Below are 20,886 nucleotides of genomic sequence, written 5' to 3'. Positions count from 1 at the left end.
ATTATCTTTTTTTGATTTCGTTGTCGATCAATTTTTTCAAAGCCTCTAACTCAGATTTACTGAGATCTGTTTCTTGGGTAAAGAATGATGCAAACTGTGAAGCACTATCATTAAAGAAGTTCTTGATAAGTCCATTTACATGTTTTGAAAAATAATCCTTCTTCTTTACCAAAGGATAATACTCCCTTGAGCGTCCAAAACTCTTATAGGCTATAAATCCTTTGTCTGACATACGTTTTAGTAAGGTGGCCACGGTTGTAGTTGCCGGCTTTGGCTCTGGATAGGTGTCCAATAAATCTTTCATAAACGCTTTTTTGTGTTTCCACAAAATATTCATGAGTTCTTCTTCAGATTTTGATAACTGCATTCTCTACAAGATTAGAATTAACTCTACAAACATAGAGCAAATATTTAAATTCTACAAATGTAGAGTAAAATTTAAAAAATAAACCCCAAATCTTATAGATAAGGGGTTTTGAATTTTTGTGGGTAAATGTTTTTTTTTAACTATTCATTTCTGTGAAGTATTTATAGAAATAAGGTATTGTCTCAATACCTTTTAAATAATTCCAAACCCCAAAGTGTTCATTGGGGGAGTGAATAGCATCACTATCCAATCCAAAGCCCATTAGAATGGTCTTACTTTTCAAGACTTGTTCAAAAAGGGCAACAATGGGGATACTTCCACCAGTTCTTTCCGGTACCGGGGTCTTACCAAAAGTGATTTCATAGGCTTTTGCAGCAGCTTTGTAGCCGATACTGTCCATATTTGTTACGTATGGAAGTCCGCCATGATGAGGTGTAACCTTAACTTTCACACTTTTTGGTGCAATAGCTTCAAAATGTTTGGTAAACAATTCGGTAATTTCATCTGGGTCTTGGTCAGGTACCAAACGCATGGATATTTTTGCATAGGCTTTACTGGCAATAACCGTTTTTGCTCCTTCGCCAGTGTACCCGCCCCATATTCCATTGACATCCAAGGTGGGTCTGATGGAATATCTTTCTGAGGTTGAATACCCTTTTTCACCTTGCACATCATTAATATCAAGGGCTTTCTTGTATTCTTCTAGGTGAAAAGGTGCCTTAGCCATTTCTGCGCGCTCTTCATCTGAAACCTCTTCTACTTTATCATAAAACCCAGGTATTGTAATATGATTGTTATCATCATGCAGGGAGGCAATCATTTTATTTAAGACATTGATGGGATTGGGTACTGCACCACCGTAGATTCCGGAATGAAGATCTCTGTTTGGTCCAGTAACTTCTACTTCAACATAACTCAATCCACGTAATCCTGTTGTTATGGATGGAACATCGTTGGCCATTATCCCAGTATCCGAGATTAGAATGATATCATTAGAGAATTTTTCCTTATTCGCTTCCAAAAACTCACCCAAACTATCACTTCCAACTTCTTCTTCACCCTCAATCATAAACTTTACGTTACAAGGCAGTTGGTCAGTTTTGACCATGAATTCCAAGGCCTTCACATGCATGTACATTTGCCCTTTGTCATCACATGCGCCTCTTGCAAATATGGCACCTTCAGGATGTAAATCCGTTTTTTTGATAACGGGCTCAAATGGAGGGGAAGTCCATAATTCCATTGGGTCGGGCGGTTGCACATCGTAGTGCCCATATACCAAAACTGTTGGAAGCTTCGGGTCGATTATTTTTTCCCCATAAACAACAGGATATCCTTTGGTTTCGCAAATTTCAGTGTTATCACAACCAGCATCCTTCAAAGATTCCTGAACTATTTTAGCCGTTTCAATCACGTCTTTAGAAAAGGCAGTATCTGCACTAATGGAAGGAATCTTTAAAAGTTGGATGAGCTCATTGATAAATCGGGTCTTATGAGTGGCAATGTAATTGTTGATTTTTTGCATAAAATTTTAAAAAGCCTTAAAAGTACAAAAAACAAGTTTTTAATCTTAGTAAAGTAGCTTGTGTAAGGAAGTCCTTACTAGTAAAACATTATCGGGGCTTACCAATAGTCGTTACATTTTTTTTTGTACATTTAAAACCATTGCCTAAGGTCAAGATCCATAGGTATTGATATACCAACCAAACATGCATAAACCTCTCGTTCGATCTATAAGAAGTATAGAGCTATATTTCTTATCCTCACTTTTTTCTTTTTTTTCTTTTTCAGTTGTTGCCCAAAAACAGGTGGGTCAACCGAAAATAACCAATTACTATTATCAAGATTATGGTGCACAACCCGTTAACTGGTGGGTTTTGGAGGGTGATGACGGCATCATGTATTTTGCCAATACTTCGGGGGTCCTGGAGTTTGATGGTGTTAATTGGAGAACCATACCGCTTAAAAATTATGTAAGTGCCCGAAGTCTGGCCAAAGACGATAACGGCACTATTTTCGTAGCGGGAGAAGGGGAACTTGGCTATCTAGGGGTTAATGATTTAGGAGAATTAAACTATGTTTCTTTAAAAGATAAAATACCTGAAGAGCATAGGGCACTTGGTACTGTTTGGGAGGTTGATTATTTCAAAGGAAGAATGGTTTACCGAACCAACGATAAATTATACATATGGGATGGCAATACTTTTGAAGTTGTTGTGCCAGAAGGCGGTCTGCATGTGGGCCAAGTCGTTCATGACAAATTATACATTAGGATATGGGGGAAGGGACTTTGTATTTACGAAAATGGAAAACTAAATGTTGTTCCTGGTGGAGAAAAATTTGCAAGTGAACGCATCTACACCATGTTGCCCTATGATGACAAAACCATGCTTGTTGGTACAAGAACACAAGGATTTTACTTGTATGATGGTAAAACATTTACACCGTTTAAAACAGAATTGGATGAGCTTGTAAAAGGCAGTTTGTATTTACCTGGAGTCGCATTGGATGATGGTAGATTTGTATTCAATACGTTTAGTAATGGCGCCTATTTAATGAGTCATGATGGTGAATTGTTACAAAGTTATACAGTGGATACCGGATTGCAAGATGGTACCGTTGATTATTCTTATGTAGACTCTAGGGGTGTACTATGGTTAGCTATATTCAAAGGCATCTCTAAAGTTGACCTGAATTCTCCTTTCACATATGTAACTACGGCCTCAGGTCTAGGAACCAGTAGTGTTTTAGATGCCCATAGATTAGATGATTTTGTATACTTTACTACGGGTAACGGAATTTACTATTTAAGGGATGGGGATAGTGAAGTAAAATTCATGGAGGGTACCATTGGTCAAGGCGGTAACTTTACCGAAACTCGAGGTCGACTTTATACCGGACTCGGTGCAATGGGTATGTTCGAAATCAAAGGGAAAACCTTTGAGTATGTTAGAAAAAGTATAGATTATAATTTTAGATCCCGCTATTCTATCATATCTACTTACGATGAAAATAGAATGTTCGCTTTTCACGAGGGCGGTATAACCAGTTTGTATTTTGATGAATCAGAAAACCAGTTTGTTTTTGAATCGGAAATTGCAAAAAACCCAAACGGCGGATTTTTTGAAGATTCAGATGGGAATATTTGGTTGGGTAGCCGAAACGACAGTGAAATACTATTACTTGACACACAATTCAATGGTTCAAAACTAAATCTTGATGCTTCCAAGGTTAAAGTTTATGATATTGAAGATGGTCTCCCTAAAGACGTAAGTATGTCTATTACAAGTGTTTTTGGGGAACCCCATTTTTTTTCCTCAGAAGGTAAAACGTATGCCTTTGATAAAGAAAACCAGAAATTTTTTGAAAAGAAATTTTTCTACAGTGAATTGATAAGCCTTGAAAATCCTGGGTTTTTGTTTCCAGAATTAGACTCGGAAAATAGGTTTTGGTTCAATGTTGGTTCAGGTATTACCATAGCAAAAAAGAACGAAGATGGTACTGTAGATTTGGATACGGAAACCTTACGAGAACTAAAGAATAACGACTTAATCAATGTACATGTTGAAAAACCGAAATCAGATGGCTCGCAAATAGCTTGGTTTTCAGGCCCTGATGGTATTATCCGTTACAGCGGTAAAATGAATAAAAGGACTTTGTCCAAATTTGATTTAAAAATTAGATCAATGAAAGTAGCTGGTGACTCATTGATCTATGCTGGCTCAAAGGAGTTGCCAAAAGACTTGAAATTAGATTTTCAAAACAACACATTGAGTTTTGATTATGCTGCGCCTCTTTTCATCGCACAAAATAATATGCAATATGCCACCAAGTTAGATGGGCTTAACGATAAATGGTCAGATTGGAGTAAGCAGACCACTAGGGAATATATTAATCTACCAGCAGGGTCATATACCTTTAATGCCAAAGCAAAGAGTCTTTTTGGTGATGAAACCGAAGTCACATCCTTCTCGTTTACTATAGCACCACCATGGTATAAAACGTGGTGGGCCTATTCACTTTATGCTTTGGGTATTTTAGGATTTATTTACTTTTCAGTAAAAGCACGAACCAAGATTCTTTTAAACCAACAGAAAGAACTTGAAGAAAAAGTACAGGAACGTACCAAAGAGTCCAATCAGAGGCTAAGTGAACTTGCAACGGTAAATCAAGTAAGTAAAGCACTTAATGATAAATTGGAATTGGACGCATTGATACAATTGGTAGGTAACCAAATGAAGGAGGTATTTAAATCTGATATTACCTATTTGGCCATTCTTAACCCAGATACCGGAATCATAGATTTTCCGTATCAAGACGGAGATGATATGCCACCAATGAAGTATGGGGAAGGACTTACTTCCAAAATTATTCAAACCGGTGAGCCATTACTTATTAATAAGGATACGGATATAAAGGCAGAGTACACAAAAAGCGGTATACAACAAACAGGGAAGCAGGCCATTTCGTATTTAGGGGTTCCCATACCTGTGGAAGATGTTGTTATTGGTGTACTCAGTGTTCAAAGTGTGCAGCATGAAAGTAGATTTAATGATGAGGATAAAAGACTTTTAAATACCATAGCCATAAATGTGGGTATTGCCTTGCACAATGCAGAATTGTATGAAGATGCCAAACAGGCAAAAGCAAAAGCGGAAGATGCTAATGAAGCTAAAAGCGCGTTTCTGTCAACAGTCAGTCATGAACTTAGAACACCGCTTACATCTGTTTTAGGTTTTGCCAAAATCATCCGTAAACGCTTAGAGGATAAAATTTTTCCTGCGGTTACCGTTGACGATCAAAAGATAAAACGGACCATGAAACAAGTAAGTGAAAATTTAGACGTAGTGGTGTCTGAAGGTGAAAGACTTACCAATCTTATTAATGATGTGCTGGATCTTGCCAAAATAGAGTCAGGTAAGATGGAGTGGAACATAAGGCCAGTTTTTCTACAAGATGTGATTCATAGGGGTATAGCTGCTACTTCTTCCTTGTTTGAGCAAAAAAGCCTGGTTTTAAAGAAAAATATACCGGAAGACTTGCCAATAATAAAAGCTGATGAGGACAAATTAATTCAAGTGATAATCAATCTCTTGTCCAATGCAGTTAAGTTCACTGAAAAAGGAACTGTAAGTGTTGAAGCATATCAAGACAAAGGACAGCTTATTTTTGAAGTTCAGGATACAGGCATTGGAGTAGCAGAAAAGGATAAGCACAAAATTTTTGAACGTTTTAGGCAAGCTGGTGATACGCTAACAGATAAACCACAGGGAACAGGTTTAGGCCTTCCTATTTGTCGTGAGATTATTGAACACCACGGTGGCATTATCTGGATGAAGAGTGAATTCAATGTAGGTAGCACGTTCTTCTTTTCCATACCTCTTTTAGGAGAAGCAGCCGTACAGGAGCCAATACAATTAGACCGAATTCTCAGGAGTCTTAAAAAACAGATAAGCCATAGCTCGAAGAAAAACGAAGACGGTAAGCCCACCATTTTAGTGGTTGATGATGATACACCCATAAGATCACTGTTAAGACAAGAGTTGTCAGATACAGGATATAGAGTTCGTGAAGCCGCAAATGGCAAAGCAGCTTTGGATATGGTACGGTTGGAGAAGCCCGATCTCATTATCCTAGATGTGATGATGCCAGAAATAAATGGTTTTGACGTTGCCGCTGTATTAAAGAACGATCCCGCTACTATGGATATTCCCATTATTATTTTATCCATAGTGCAGGACAAAGAACGTGGATTTAGAATAGGTGTAGATCGTTATTTGACCAAACCTATTGATACTGAAAAATTGTTTCATGAAGTAGATGAATTATTGGAGCAAGGTGTATCAAAAAAGAAAGTTCTGGTGGTTGATGAAGATGCATCAGCAGTAAAAACACTTACCGAAGTTTTGAGTGCAAGGGGCTATAAGGTCGTGAAGGCTAGCACTGATAATTTGTTGCAAACGGCATCAGAAGCAATGCCTGATATTATTATGCTCAATTCGGTCTACAATGGGGATAAAAACTTTATCAAGGACCTAAAAGTTCAAAAAGGTATGGAGAACGTAATGTTCTTTGTCTATGAATGAAAAAATAAAACTAAACTAGCTTAATTCAGAAATAACGAATGGATAAAAAAATATTGATTGTAGATGATGAATCCCATATTAGAATGCTCATTGAACAGACTTTGGAAGATTTGGAAGATGAGGGCGTAGAACTGCTTTTTGCAGAAAATGGAGAAGAAGCCTTGAACGTCATCAATGAATCAAGACCAAACCTTGTATTCTTAGATGTAATGATGCCAAAGATGAACGGAATGGAGGTGTGTCAAAAAGTAAAAAAAGAACCCAATTCATCAGATATATATATTATTCTTTTAACTGCAAAAGGACAAGAAATAGATAGACAAAAAGGATTGGAGATGGGAGCGGATAAATACATGACCAAGCCTTTTGATCCAGATGAGATGTTGGCAGTTGCTGAAGAAATTCTCAAGAGCTGATTCTAAAAATGACCGAAAAAACCACTTCTTTACTAGTAAAATCACTAAAACATGTACTTCAGAAAGACATTGCATCAATGTCCCTGATAAAGAACGTTGCCTTAAGTGAGGGAGTAGATTTTTTTGTTGCTGATAGTAAGGAAAATGTGCTTTGGGGAGAAGAGAGTGGATTTCAGTTTCAACAGGAACTCACACATGAATCCATTGTTTTTGGAATTTTTAAATCAAAAAGTGATAAGGGGAAATATATTTCTGATCTAATTAAACTTTTGGTTCAAAAAGAATTTGAGAAAAAGAAAATAGGAAAAGAAGTCTTGAACCTTTATCGTGAGATAAACATGATTTATGGTTTGAGCGAGATGATTTCTGAAAAAATAGATACTAAATCGATAGCAGAGATTGCACTACAGGAGTCTTCCCAAATTATTGGATCTACCCATGGTTTATTTTTAATGTATGAGCCTGATGAAGATAAAGTATTTGAACTCGCTTCTTTTGGGGATAATCCAGACAGCGAAAAAAATATAGTGGAGCAAAACGAGGTTCTAAAAAACCTTATTTTAAAGGGTAGCTCTGCCATTGTTCCACAAGAGCGAATTAAGGATAACGTATCCCTACAACATCTTAAAGCAGTTATGTACGCCCCACTTAAGGTAAAGCACAGGACTTTGGGAATGGTGATTTTGGGCAATAAAGAAAAAAAAGAATTTACAGCTGCAGAATTAAAATTACTGACAACAATCACATTACAGTCCGCAGCTGCTATTGAAAGTGCCCATCTCTATCAAAAAGGATTAAAAGAGGCAAGGGATAGGGAAGAGGCAATTAGACGGATACATGAAGTAAGCCAGAAATTTGTACCATCAGAATTTATTAAATCTTTGGGCAAACAAAATATTACGGAAGTAGTATTGGGAGATTTGGTTGAGAAAGAAGTAACAGTGGTTTTTGCCGATATCAGGGAGTTCACTACAATTTCCGAAGGAATGAACCCTGAAGAAAATTTTTTATTTGTCAATGCATTCAACAATAGAATGGGCCCTATAATCCGAAAAAACAACGGATTCATCTTGCAGTATTTGGGGGATGGTTTTATGGCACTTTTTCCAAAAGGATCTCAATACGCTATAAGGGCATCGGTAGAAATGCACAAAGCGCTACAAGATTACAATAAGGACCGTGTTGCAAAGAAGAGGCTGCCTATTAAGGTTGGTATGGGTATGCAGAATGGGAAGCTTATTATGGGCATTACGGGAGATATAGAAAGATTGGATGCAGCAATAATTTCAGATACGGTAAACACCGCTGCTCGAATAGAAGGCTTATCAAAACATTATGGCACTTCAATATTATTGACTCAGGAATGTAAGGACAAATTGACCGATCCTGAAGAATTTGATTTTAGGTATTTAGGTCCAGTACAGGTTAAAGGAAAGCAAAAACCCATTGAACTGTATGAATGTATTAATGGAGACGAATTGTCGTTGTTAAACCATAAACTTATGACCCTTCCTACTTTTGACCATGCAATGAATTTATACTTTAAAAAGGAATTTGCAATGGCAGCAGTCACCTTTCAGCAAATTTTTAAAATGAACATAAACGACAAAACAGCGAAGCTTTTTTTAAACAAATCTGCCCACCTTATCACCCAAGAAATAAATGATAGCTGGAAAGGAGTTGAAACAATGACTACTAAATAATTTTTTTTGAAAAAGTAAACCTATGGAAGAAAAAGAAGTAGTTGATACATCTGTTCAAGAGAATTATGTTAAGAACAAGCATACAGATGATTTAGTAGACCATTATTGGGGTACAATCAATTATATATTAAGCCTGATCAAAGCATCTGAAGTTAAAGCCGGACTAATACTTTCCTTCTACGGTTTGGTATTCAATCTTATATATCTGAGTCAAGAAACTATCTCAGATAAAATTGGCTATGACCCAGTATTCTATATACTTTTTAGTATTTGGGCTCTTTGTATATGCATATCCATTTACTATAGTATAAGATGTTTTATCCCAATTTTTAAAAAAGAATATGATAGTAATATATTCTTTTTTGGCGATGTGATATCTGCATTTGGTGATATCAAAAATTTCTCTAAGACATTTTATGATATTAGTGTGGACGAAGACCGTGTCTTTGATCAATTAGGACAGCAAATTTATATAAATTCCAAAATTGCAACTGAAAAATTCCGCAGTGTAAACTTCTCTATTAAGTTTTTGGCCGTTGGTTTGATTATAGGTTTTGTAATGACATTGTACTTTTTTGTTAGCAGTATGTTTTTTACGTAATGGTAAAATCAGATAAAAATTTTCGAAAAGGAACATTTTTCAATTGAAAAATTGAATTATATTTGCACTCCTTTTGCGGGCGTGGTGGAATTGGTAGACACGCTAGACTTAGGATCTAGTGCCGCGAGGTGTGAGAGTTCGAGTCTCTCCGCCCGCACTTAAAGCTCTCGAATTTTTGAGAGCTTTTTTTGTTTAAATATTTTTTGCAGGTGTTCTGATGATTAAGTTATTTATCCTATTGTATTTTTGATTGCTTCTCTTTTGGTAACCAAAAAAATGGCAGGTCTATGGAAACAGGGATTTTACAGCAGTTAGAACTGCTTTTGGGCAGTATAGGTGTTATTTTGGGATTTTTTTTTTCTGCGGTATTGTTTGGAGGCAGAAAACAACAACCAGTATACAATATATTTCTGGGAGTTTATCTTGCGGCATTCAGCTTGAGAATAGGTAAATCTATTTTCCATTATTTCTATGATTTAGATTCCGCTATTCGTAATTTTTTTCTTTCTATACTTTTCTGTGTTGGACCATCACTTTGGTTGTATACAAGCTATCTGATACGTAAAAAAGAAAGTTTCTCAAGAAAGCACCTTGTGCATTATAGTGTTTTTCTTTTTCTACTTCCCATATGCTGGGCTATTCCCAACAATGGTCCTGAACAGTATTCCATATGGTTCGTTATTTTTTATAATGCAATAATTGTACATATGGCGGGCTATTGCCTGTTCAGTTTTTTCTGGTTTCTAAGTAACAGGGAAAAATACCCTAAGAAAGAGGTTCAAATAGTAAACAAATGGCTTTCCTATTTTTTAGGGCTCAATGTAGTATTTGTTATTGCCTATGTCCTAGTCTCCAAAATAGCATTCCCATTTTATATCGGATTGTCGTTTCTGTTTTCTTCCATGATTGTTATTCTTGCTATTTGGGCTCTAAAAAATCCTGTCGTTTTCAATAAATCCATTCGGAAGTACCGACTTTCAAATATCGATGAACAGGCTGCTGGGGAAACAATGGATTTGATAAAGGACTATTTCGAAAGAGAAAAACCTTATTTAAATCCAAACCTTACCTTAACCCTTCTTAGCAAGCAATTGAAAGTTTCGGCAAAGGAACTTTCGCAGAGTATTAACCAACAAGAGCATTTGAACTATTCCCAATTTATACTTATGTACCGAATTGAAGAGGCAAAGCGCTTATTGCTTTCAGATACCCACAAAAATTTTAATATTGCTTCCATTGCTTATGATTCGGGTTTCAATAGTATCTCGTCTTTTAACACGGCTTTTAAAAAACTAACGGGTACCACCCCATTGGCTTTTCAAAAAACATCCAGGGAAACATAACGAGTTTTTGGTTTTAGTTTATCAGATTCATGAATATGATAGAATCTGTAGTTGACTGTCTTCATATTTGCGTCAAACAATAAAACAAAATAATATGAAAACGAATTTCTTTTTGTCAGTAATTGGCTTCTCCTTGTTTTTGCATTGCACTTATGCGCAAAACAACCAAAACATGCATAGGGACCCCACGCATAATTTTACCATGCAACGGTTACTTATCGTAAACGAGAATAATGAAATACTAATGTGCAAAGAAGACTATGTTTGGGCGCCCCCCTCCGGTATGTATAGTCAGCGACAGTATATAAGGGAAAGCCTGGACAGCATTGCACATGCTTATGGTGTCAGTATAAAAGCACCCCAATTACATGGGTATTTTAGTTATAAATATGATTACCATCCATTTTCAACGTTGCGGAGTTACTATGTTGCAGAATATGTCAGTGGAGTGCCAAAGCTCCCAGAAGGAATGGATGAGGTAAAGTGGATGCCCATATCCGAGGCCATAAACCAAACAACGGTTACCTCTATAAAACAAAGTATGAATCAAATTCTGAATTTTCCGAATACCGTTTGGGGAGGTTCTTTTATGGTGTCTAGGGAAAAAAAGGGACATCCAACTAAAAAGACCGAAGAGTTCTACCCTCTTTTTGATTCAAAAAAATAAATACTTGTTTTTGAAACCTTACTGGGTATATTAACGAAGATTTTTGCTAGCGTGTTATAACTGTTAGACGTCAGACATAGAATCTAGTGCCGTGAGGTGAGAGAATTCGAGTCTCTCCGCCCACACCTTGAAAAAGCTTCTCGTTCTTGAGAAGCTTTTTTTATTCTCAAATTCTTCCAACAAAGTAGAAGTTATAAACGCGAAGTATTGCACAAGTATCTTTTGTATCTTGATGCGATTACCTATTTTTAATAATGGGTCCAAGTATGAAAAAGAGGCTAGACTTATTTCTTCTATTGTTTTCATTTTCTTTTTTGATCAATGGTCAGAATTTGCTACCACCAGTTTATAATTATAAGACAATTGAATATGGTGCGGCAAGTAAGAACTGGGGAATTTCAAGCAATGAGGACGGAGAGTTGTTTGTGGCAAATAATAGCGGGTTATTGCACTTTAATGGCGAAGAGTGGACACTCTACAAACTTCCCAATAACACCATAATACGATCGGTATTTTGCCATAAGGAAAGAATTTTTACGGGATCTTATGAAGAATTTGGGTACTGGGTAAAAAATGAACTCGGGAGTCTTGAATATACATCCTTAACCCATTTGATCAAAGATCATACGTTTACAAGCGAAGAATTTTGGGAAATCATCTCGTTTGATGGAAAAATAATGTTCAGATCTTTTTCTTCGATTTACAGCTACGAAAATGATAGCATTAAAGTAATAGACCCCGTTCAAATAATCTCGCATTTCATTGAGTTCAACGATAAAATAATTGTGGCCAGTAGCGGTAAAGAACTATTTGAGTTGCAGGGTGATGATTTAGTACCTCTTAGTGACCAAGATCGGTTGAACAACAAAACAATAACCGATATGGCCCTAATTGGGGATAGGTTGCTAATAGGAACCAAACTTAACGGCTGTTTTTTGTATGATAAAGACGGTAGGTTGACACCTTGGAAATCAGAATTGAACGATCAATTGAAAAAACAGCAGTTAAACAAGATTGCTGGTGTCGGTAATGATAAGATTGCATTTGGCACCATAAAGAATGGTATTTACATCTATGATTTAAAGAATGAAATCTACGAAAACATAAATAGACAGTTGGGATTGCAAAATAATACCGTACTCTCAATGCTGTATTATGACAATCAATTATGGCTGGGTCTTGACAATGGAATAGATTATATAAAATTAAATAACCCCATACACTATTACACCGATTTCACGGGTGTATTGGGTACGGTTTACGACATTGAAACACATAACGGAAAATTATATATGGGTAGTAATACCGGAGTATACTTTTTCGAGGATGGTAAACTTGAATTCGTTGATGGCACCCAGGGCCATGTTTGGGATTTGGAGGTTATTGATGGCGACCTATTATGCGGACACAATTCAACCACATATAAAATTAATGGAGGTAGTTTGGCTAGAATTTCCGACGTAGCTGGAGGCTACAAAATAGTCAAAGTACCCGAGAAGACATTAACGTATATACAAGGCAATTACAATGGCCTGGCAAAGTTTGATAAGAAGGATTTAGGGAATTGGAAAGTTGATAGAGTTGAGGGGTTTGAGTTCCCTACAAAACAATTGTGTTTTGAGAACCCCAGTACAATTTGGGCCGCACATCCATATAAAGGATTGTATAGGATTAAAATGAACAAGGAAAGTAGTGAAGCAATAAAAGTTAAGCAGTTTAAGGATGAGGGGATTACGGACGATTACAATGTGAGATTGTACAATATCAAGAACCAAATTGTTTTCAACAACAGGGGATTATGGTATAAATATGACCCTATTCTAGATAAAATTATCACTTTCAAGGAATTTGAAACTTTTACCAATAGAGAACTTCTATATTTTGATGACGATTATTTCTGGTTTGCAGATACGGAAGGGAACAAGGAGATAACCTACACAAATTTAAGGTCAGATAGTTTGGTGATAAGCTATCCGCAGCTTCAAGAGCGTTTGGTGCCGGAAGCCCAGAAAATTATAAAGCGCAACGATTCCATTTTTCTGTTTACACTCTCTGATGGTTTTGGAGAAATCAATCTGTCAAAATTAAAAAGACAATTGGACGGCTTTAGTTCACCTAAGCCAAAATTGAGTTCGTTTAAAGATGAAACCGATTTTTACCCGATAAGCTCGGATAGAAAGGATATCCCCTTTAAGAATTCCCAAAACATTATTGTTAAAATAGCTTCACCTAAATTAAGTCAGGCCCGTTACTATTACAATTTAAAGGGTACTCTGAACAAATCTGGTTACCAGGATAGTGGAGAGTTAAATTTTCAGAATTTGCCTTATGGGGATTATGAGCTTAGCATATCTTCCGTTAGTATTGATAACAAAATTTCGGAGCCCAATACGGTTTTATTTAAGATTGCTCCTCCTTGGTATTTATCCCATTTAAGCCTAATTCTCTACTTTTTATTGGCTTTGTCAATTATGTATTTGATACTGACATACAATAAAAGAAAGTTGAGGCGCAAACAGCTTCAATTGCAAAAACAGATGCAGCGTGAGCAGCATGAAAGGCTGATGGAAATAGAAAAAGAGAAATTGGCAAAAGAAATCAAGATTAAACAGAATGAACTTACCAGCACAACATTAAATATTGCCAAGAAAAATGAAATGATCTTGGAATTGAAAAATATGTTGGAAATGAACAAGGAGAAATTCCCCAATTCACAAAGGTATAGGTCGTTTTTGAAAAAATTGGATAATTCAATTCATGATACCGAGGATTGGAAACGTTTTGAATTCAATTTTAAAGAATTGCATGAGGATTTCTTTGAAAGACTCTTGAAAGAATATCCAAATCTTACTCCAAAGGATTTAAAGTTATGTGCCTATTTAAAAATGAACTTGTCTACGAAAGAGATTGCACCCTTGATGGCAATTACGGTAAGGGGAGTTGAAATACATCGGTATAGACTACGCAAAAAACTGGAGATTGATAGTTCAAAAAACCTTTCCAACTTTCTTATAACCTTTTAGAATTCTTATATAATTGGTTTACTGATGTTCTAAAAGCATTTTTAGACTACATCATTGGTACATCACAATGTTAAAATTTATTTTGAAAAGCAAAGATAGACTACTGCATAAGCCTTAAAAATACGGTCTCAGAAGGAATTTTGGGATGATGTAATTTTTATGTAATCCTAATGTTATTGGGTACTGGCCTCTATTATTAATTTAGCAATAAACAAACTAAACTTTTGAACAATTATGAAAATGAGTAGATACTTTTTATCAATATCATTTTTTCTTTTCCAAGTCCTTATTTACGCCCAAGATAATATTACGGTCTCGGGGGTAGTTAATGATGACCAAGGAAGCCCGTTGCCAGGTGCTAGTGTCATTGTTAAGGGTACAACAAATGGTATTCAAACAGATTTTGATGGCAACTATAATTTGGGAGATGTTCCCAGCAACGGAATTCTTGTATTTAGCTATATCGGTTTTACGGCACAAGAGATTCCTGTAAATAGTCAGAACTCCATAAACGTAGTTTTGCAGGAAGATACCCAATCACTTGATGAAGTAGTTGTTATAGGTTATGGTACCCAGAAGAAAGCAGATTTAACAGGCTCAATAGCTACTATAAAATCTGAAGATATCGTCCGAACTCCATCGGGAGCTGCCATGCAGTCACTTCAAGGAAAAGTAGCTGGTCTGCAGGTAGTTAGCAGTGGAGCTCCAGGTACAGGTCCCACAATTAGGGTTAGGGGCTTGGGTTCTTTTGTTGATGGTGCCTCAGATCCACTTTATGTAGTTGACGGGGTATTTTTTGACGATATTGATTTTTTAAACCCCGAAGATGTTGAGAGTATTTCGGTTTTAAAAGATGCGTCCGCAACTGCAATTTATGGGGTAAGAGCAGCGAATGGTGTTGTTTTGATTCAGACAAAATCGGGTAGAAAAAACCAGAAACCACAAATTACGTATAATGGGTATCAGTCAGTTCAAATAGCCCAGAATTTGGTGACACTTTCAAACACAGAACAGTTTGCCACTTTAGCTAGAGAGTCTGGATCAGATGCAGAAGCACAGTTTATTGAAAACGCCATCCAACGTTATGGTAGAAGTCGGATAAATCCGGATGTGCCGGATGTAAACACGGATTGGTATGATTTAATTCTGCGTGATGCGCTTCAGCAAAATCACAGTTTTGGGGTTACCGGAGGTGCGGAAAGCATAACGTATTCAGTAGGGTTAAATTATTTTGAACAAGAAGGAATTCTTAAGATGAAGAATGATTATGAACGATTTAATATTAGGGGTAAACTAAACTTTGATGCAAGTGATCGTTTAAATATTGGACTATCGACACTTTTCAGCAATTCCACAAGATATCGCCCTGAAGATACAGCATTTGCACTGGCTTACTATGCCGTCCCTGTAATGCCCGTCCTCGATCCATCAAAAACAGATGCATTTCCCAGGCCTTATGCAAATGCACAAGACTTAGGTTATAGAGGTACGCAAAACCCTTTCCCGGTAATGGAAAATACCGAGAATAGAAATAAAGGTAGAAACGCATTGATGACGATTGATTTGAGTTATCAATTGGTCCCAGACAAACTGACTTTTAAAACGGCATATTATCATAATTTTGAGACACTTGAAGTTAGGGAGGTTCGGCTTCCATACTTTTTCGGTAATGGAAATGCCTTTAGGGAAAATGCCACTTTGATAAAAAGAAATGAAACATTATCCGAGCAGACTTGGGACAATACCTTGACTTATAATGATAGTTTTGGTAAACATAACCTGACCCTTTTAGCGGGTACTGCTTTTAGGGACCGCTCATGGGAACAGTTGGAAATAACTGGCTTGAATTTCCCCAATGGTCCCGGAATTGGAGATGAATCCTATTTTTTAGACTTGTCCGATACCATAGATTTGACAGAAGGAAATGATGGTGATAGGGCAACCGGAGATGATGGGTCTAGGCAATACTTCTTCTCCTATTTTGGAAGGGTTGCATATAATTTTGACGATAGATATTTACTTTATGGAACATTTAGAGCTGATGGTACCAACAAGTACCAAGAAAAATGGGGTTATTTTCCCGCTATTGGTGCTGGTTGGGTAGTTTCGGAAGAATCTTTTTTTCCTAAAAGTAAAACGCTAAATTATTTAAAGTTACGGGCAACTTGGGGCGAATCGGGAAATGCCAATGTAGCTTCAAGTTCAGGTGGAATTACCTCGGAGGAGGTTACGGCAGCATTTGGAGACACACCATTTTCTGGATTGGTAACAAGTAGTGATTTTGAGGCCTTAAAATGGGAGGTTACAGAGACCACAAACTTTGGTATTACAGCTAGATTGTTCGATAATCAATTGTCCTTGGAAGCAGATTACTTCAACAGAGTTACCCGAGATGCCGTAATTCCAGTTTCCAGGCTTTTAGTACCGGGAACAACAAGGCAAAATGTTGGTGAAATAAAGAATACTGGTTTTGAAATTGTCATGAACTGGAACAAAAGGGTTTCTGATAATTTCAGTTACAGTATAGGCGCAAATTTTGCAACGCTGAACAATGAAGTGTTGGATTTGGCAGGCCAAGAAAATTTAACCAGTGGGGGAGATCTTGCTCAAAGGACTGTTATCGGTGGAACCATTGATCCTTTCTTCGGACTAGAGGTTGCAGGGGTATATCAAACACCTGAAGAAATACAAAATGACCCAGCTGCACAAACTGCAATAACAAATGGATTGACAGTTGAACCTGGAGATTTCAGGTTTGTGGACCACAATGGGGATATGATGATTGATGCCCAGGACAGGGTAGATTTGGGATCATACATACCTACTTATACATTCGGTTTCAATCTTGGACTTAATTACAAAGCATGGGATTTTTCCATGAATGTAATTGGGCAAGGGGGTAATGTCATTGCCAACCAAAAAAGATTTAATATCCGACAGACTCCTGACCCAAATATTGATAGAGACTTTGCTGTCAATAGATGGAATGGTGCAGGAACTTCGAATACCTATCCTTCAGCAAGAGGTATAAGAAATCCTTGGAGCAATCAGTTTCTCAACAGTTTTTTTGTTGAGAAAGGAGATTTTGTAAGATTACAGAATGTTACGTTAGGGTACACTCTACCTCAGTTTGGTGGGGATTTTAATCCTAAAATAAGATTTTACCTTACCGCTGAGCGTCCTTTAACGTTATTCGACTACAACGGTTTTACCCCTGAAGTTCCAGATGGTAGAGATAATCAAACTTATCCAATACCTGGTGTTTACACCTTTGGCGTAAATATTACAATCTAAAAACAATAGCTATGACATATTTAAGAATAAACAAACTTTATACACTCCTTGTTTTTATGGGGATTATTATTACAAGTTGTTCAAGCGAATTAGATCAACCGGAGCTCAATAATAATTTTGCTGGAGGCACGGATTTTTCAAAGACTGATGATATGGTTTTTTCACTCATCGGGGTTTACCAAACAGTTACGTCCAGAGGATGGGAACAGCCATTGGTCGTTTCTACAAGGGGAGATGATGTAAACGCGGCAGGAGACCAACAGGGCCTTATCAACCAAGACAGGTATGTTTATGACAATTCATTTTTTGGATCACGAACCTTATGGGAAACGTACTATGGTGATATTATTGCTGCCCACACTGGGATGGAGCAAATTGAAAGATATCAAGAATTTGCAGATGATGAGGGCGTTGCCTTGGGCAACCAATATATTGCAGAGGCCAAGGTTTTAAGGGCAATTCTGCTTTTTCAACTGTCACAAGTGTATGGTGCAGTATTTATTCCTGAATCCTCCGATCTTAATGCATTTGCAGATGTTACTTCTGTACCCACGAAAGATGAGGTAATGCAACATATTTCGGATCAGATGGATGAGGCCTTACCGTTCTTATTGGATATGCGCCCCAATGAGCGCACAGATTTGCCAGGTGGTGTTACAAGATATACGGCTTTGATGATCAAAGCAGTGGCAAATCAAGAGTTGGAGAATTATCAAGCCGTTGCAGATGCAACTGGTGAAATTATCAACTCTGCAAAGTTTAACCTTTTCAATGATTTTTACGAACTTTTTAAAACACCGGGGAAGTTGAGTGATGAAAGCCTATTCGAATTTCAATATTCTGATTTTGGCGTAGGTGAAGGCGATAGGGTAAGCCACCTTTATAATCCTTATGGCCCCACTAGTTGGGATCCCACAATTGCAGGTGCAAGCAATGGTTGGGGATTTTTTGAACCTACTCTAAAATATGTAGAGTTCATGTTGGATAGAGAAGAAGATGTACGTTTGGAAACCTCAGTATTCTTTTCCCAAAGAGGAATAGATAGTCTTATAGCTTCAACACCATATACTGAAGCTACTTTACCTAGTTTTGTTTCTCCCACTACAAGAGATGGTGATACCAACACTTCAACGGTAAGGTCAATATTTTCAAGTGGGAAACATTATTTGCCTACAAATCAATTGATACCTGGGAGAACGGCCTATGGGAGTAATAAGCACTACATTGTTTTCCGTTATGCCGAAACACTTCTAATATATGCAGAAGCACTTTTACAAGGAGCTTCACAAACTGCCATATCGGCTGATGACGCAATAAACTTAGTTAGGTCCAGAGCAGGTCTGGCCCCATTAAATGGTGTTACTCTAGATCAAGCTATAGATGAGAAATATGCTGAGCTTGCTATGGAATGGGGCAAGCGGTTTTTTGATATGGTTAGATTGGAAAGATATGATGAATTGAGTTTTGGAGGCAGGACATTTACTCCTGATAGGACCTTTGTAACCTATCATCAAGACCAAATAGACGAATTCCCAATATTGGGTGATATCGTAAACAATTAAAAAATTGCAATTATGAGAACTATAAAAACTTTAGCACAAAGTATATTGGCTGTGGTATTGTTCTACAGCTGTGACCAAGGCATAGATGGTCTTACCCAAGTAGACCCAGGAGCTGATGCCTCAGCTCCACAAGTGACCATTAATTATCCACTTGAAGGTACAACGATCAAAGTATTGGAATTGGTAACTTCAATCACTGTAGATTTCGAGGTAACCGATGATATAGAAGTGGCCACAATTGAAGCATCAATAGACGGCAACAAAATTGCTACAATGAACAACTTTTTGGATTATCGCCGTGTTGTGGTAGATGATTTAAACTATGATGGTTTGGATGATGGGGACCATATTTTTACAGTAAATGCCACCGATCTTGATGGTAAGACCACATCCGTTACCGTTAACTTTGTTAAAGAACCGGCCTATGTGCCCTTATATACTGGTGAAACATTATATATGCCCTTTGATGGAGATTATTTTGATTTGGTAGGCTTAAGACCTGCCGATGAAGCAGGCTCTCCAGGCTTTTTCGGAGAAGGTTTTGTGGGTCTAAACGCCTACGAAGGAGCATTAGAATCGTATTTGACCTTGCCAACGGAAGGATTGCAGGAATCTGAATTCAGTGCTGTTTTTTGGATAAATGTTAACGACGCTGCCAATATAGTAGGGTCAAAGAGGGCAGGAGTGCTCATAATGAGTCCCCCTATGATTGATGGTACATCAAACGATTTAACGAAAGGGTTCCGGCTTTTTAGGGAAGAAGTTGGGGGAAATCAACGCTTTAAGTTGAACATTGGCTCTGGTAGCTCTGGCCACTGGTTCGATGGCGGTGAAGCGGCAGATGTCTCACCCGATGCTGGTTGGACCCATATGGCGATTACCATGTCGCAAACCACAGCAACCGTCTACATCAATGGAGAGGTTGTAAGCACTGGCGATTTTCCTGGTTTGGACTGGACAGATTGTGATATTCTTTCCATTATGTCAGGGGCTCCAAACTTCACAGGTTGGAACCACTGGTCGGACCAAAGTAGTATCGATGAACTCCGAATGTTCAATAGAGCACTTTCCCAGGGAGAAATACAAAACATCATGACCACTGAGGCGGGAGGTTTTGTGGGTACTTTCGATGGTGAAATGTTCTACATGCCTTTTGAAGGTGATACCATGGAAATGTTTACTGCCAGTGAAGCAGCTGTTGTGGGGTCTCCAGGATTTGCAGGCGAGGGTGCCTTCGGGGACAATGCATATGCAGGAGGAATCGACTCCTATCTTACTTTTCCAACTGGGGGTATAACTACATCCGAGTTCAGTGCTACAATGTGGTATAAAGTAAATGCTGACCCGAATAGGGCAGGTATTTTGGTGATGGGTCCTCCAATGATTGATGGTACATCAAACGATTTAAACAAAGGTTTCCGATTTTTTAGGGAAGATGCTGGGGGAATGCAGCGCTTCAAATTGAATGTTGGTTTTGGAGATGGGGGAAGCTGGTTCGATGGCGGAGCGGCCGCTGATGTTGACCCAGCTACAGACACAGGTTGGATACATCTGGCCTTTACCATTTCAGGTACTGAAGCAGTCGTATATATAGATGGTGAAGTTGTATCGCAAGGTGCCTTTGCCGGTGTTGACTGGACAGATTGTAATGTCCTTTCAATTATGTCCGGTGCACCAAATTTTACAGGTTGGAACCATTGGTATGACCTAAGCTATTTGGATGAGCTTCGTCTCTTTGATAAAGCATTGTCACAAGAAGAAGTACAGTCTGTTATGAATTTAGATCTATAACCTTTAGATAACATAAGTTTTGAGTTAGTTAGT

At 37.6% G+C, this 20,886-nt stretch carries 12 protein-coding genes and 1 tRNA gene; 11 read left to right on the top strand and 2 right to left on the bottom strand.

The annotated features are described in order from the left end of the window. Position 1: 1 nt before the first annotated feature. Positions 2-367 (bottom strand): BlaI/MecI/CopY family transcriptional regulator, encoded by a 366-nt coding sequence (locus AAY42_RS09660; RefSeq protein WP_055394613.1) that lies wholly within the window; start codon positions 365-367, stop codon positions 2-4. A 136-nt stretch (positions 368-503) separates the two neighbouring features. Then, a complete protein-coding gene (locus AAY42_RS09655) occupies positions 504-1,892 on the bottom strand; it encodes a dipeptidase (RefSeq protein WP_055394611.1) in 1,389 nt (462 codons plus the stop codon). A gap of 184 nt (positions 1,893-2,076) precedes the next feature. On the opposite strand from AAY42_RS09655, the gene AAY42_RS09650 reads away from it, so the two are divergent. The 11 genes from AAY42_RS09650 (at position 2,077) to AAY42_RS18285 (ending at position 20,853) form a co-directional block, all read left to right on the top strand. Next, a complete protein-coding gene (locus AAY42_RS09650) occupies positions 2,077-6,453 on the top strand; it encodes a response regulator (RefSeq protein ID WP_082433390.1) in 4,377 nt (1,458 codons plus the stop codon). A gap of 38 nt (positions 6,454-6,491) precedes the next feature. Continuing rightward, on the top strand, positions 6,492-6,869 hold the full coding sequence (locus tag AAY42_RS09645) for a response regulator transcription factor (RefSeq protein WP_055394609.1): 378 nt from the start codon (positions 6,492-6,494) through the stop codon (positions 6,867-6,869). Positions 6,870-6,877: 8 nt separating this feature from the next. Further along, the gene (locus AAY42_RS09640; RefSeq protein ID WP_055394607.1) at positions 6,878-8,572 is read left to right on the top strand and encodes an adenylate/guanylate cyclase domain-containing protein; all 1,695 of its coding nucleotides are present in this window, start codon (positions 6,878-6,880) and stop codon (positions 8,570-8,572) included. A gap of 22 nt (positions 8,573-8,594) precedes the next feature. After that, positions 8,595-9,173: a Pycsar system effector family protein gene (locus AAY42_RS09635; protein ID WP_055394605.1), complete on the top strand. Its 579-nt coding sequence runs from the start codon at positions 8,595-8,597 to the stop codon at positions 9,171-9,173. A 75-nt stretch (positions 9,174-9,248) separates the two neighbouring features. Continuing rightward, positions 9,249-9,330 (top strand) — tRNA-Leu (locus tag AAY42_RS09630). A 130-nt stretch (positions 9,331-9,460) separates the two neighbouring features. Then, positions 9,461-10,516, top strand: a complete 1,056-nt coding sequence (locus tag AAY42_RS09625) for a helix-turn-helix domain-containing protein (protein WP_055394602.1) — start codon at positions 9,461-9,463, stop codon at positions 10,514-10,516. Positions 10,517-10,610: 94 nt separating this feature from the next. Next, positions 10,611-11,183 (top strand): NUDIX hydrolase, encoded by a 573-nt coding sequence (locus AAY42_RS09620; RefSeq protein ID WP_055394600.1) that lies wholly within the window; start codon positions 10,611-10,613, stop codon positions 11,181-11,183. A gap of 266 nt (positions 11,184-11,449) precedes the next feature. Next, positions 11,450-14,206: a helix-turn-helix and ligand-binding sensor domain-containing protein gene (locus AAY42_RS09615; RefSeq protein ID WP_055397870.1), complete on the top strand. Its 2,757-nt coding sequence runs from the start codon at positions 11,450-11,452 to the stop codon at positions 14,204-14,206. A 240-nt stretch (positions 14,207-14,446) separates the two neighbouring features. Further along, positions 14,447-17,500, top strand: a complete 3,054-nt coding sequence (locus AAY42_RS09610) for a SusC/RagA family TonB-linked outer membrane protein (RefSeq protein WP_313777881.1) — start codon at positions 14,447-14,449, stop codon at positions 17,498-17,500. An 11-nt stretch (positions 17,501-17,511) separates the two neighbouring features. After that, entirely contained in the window at positions 17,512-19,062 is a 1,551-nt protein-coding gene (locus AAY42_RS09605; protein WP_055394595.1) for a RagB/SusD family nutrient uptake outer membrane protein, read from the top strand. A 12-nt stretch (positions 19,063-19,074) separates the two neighbouring features. Next, the gene (locus AAY42_RS18285; protein ID WP_055394593.1) at positions 19,075-20,853 is read left to right on the top strand and encodes a LamG-like jellyroll fold domain-containing protein; all 1,779 of its coding nucleotides are present in this window, start codon (positions 19,075-19,077) and stop codon (positions 20,851-20,853) included. Positions 20,854-20,886: the final 33 nt, after the last annotated feature.

Source organism: Flagellimonas eckloniae, from assembly GCF_001413955.1.
Lineage (GTDB): Bacteria > Bacteroidota > Bacteroidia > Flavobacteriales > Flavobacteriaceae > Flagellimonas > Flagellimonas eckloniae.
This window is presented reverse-complemented; position numbering and strand designations above follow the sequence as displayed.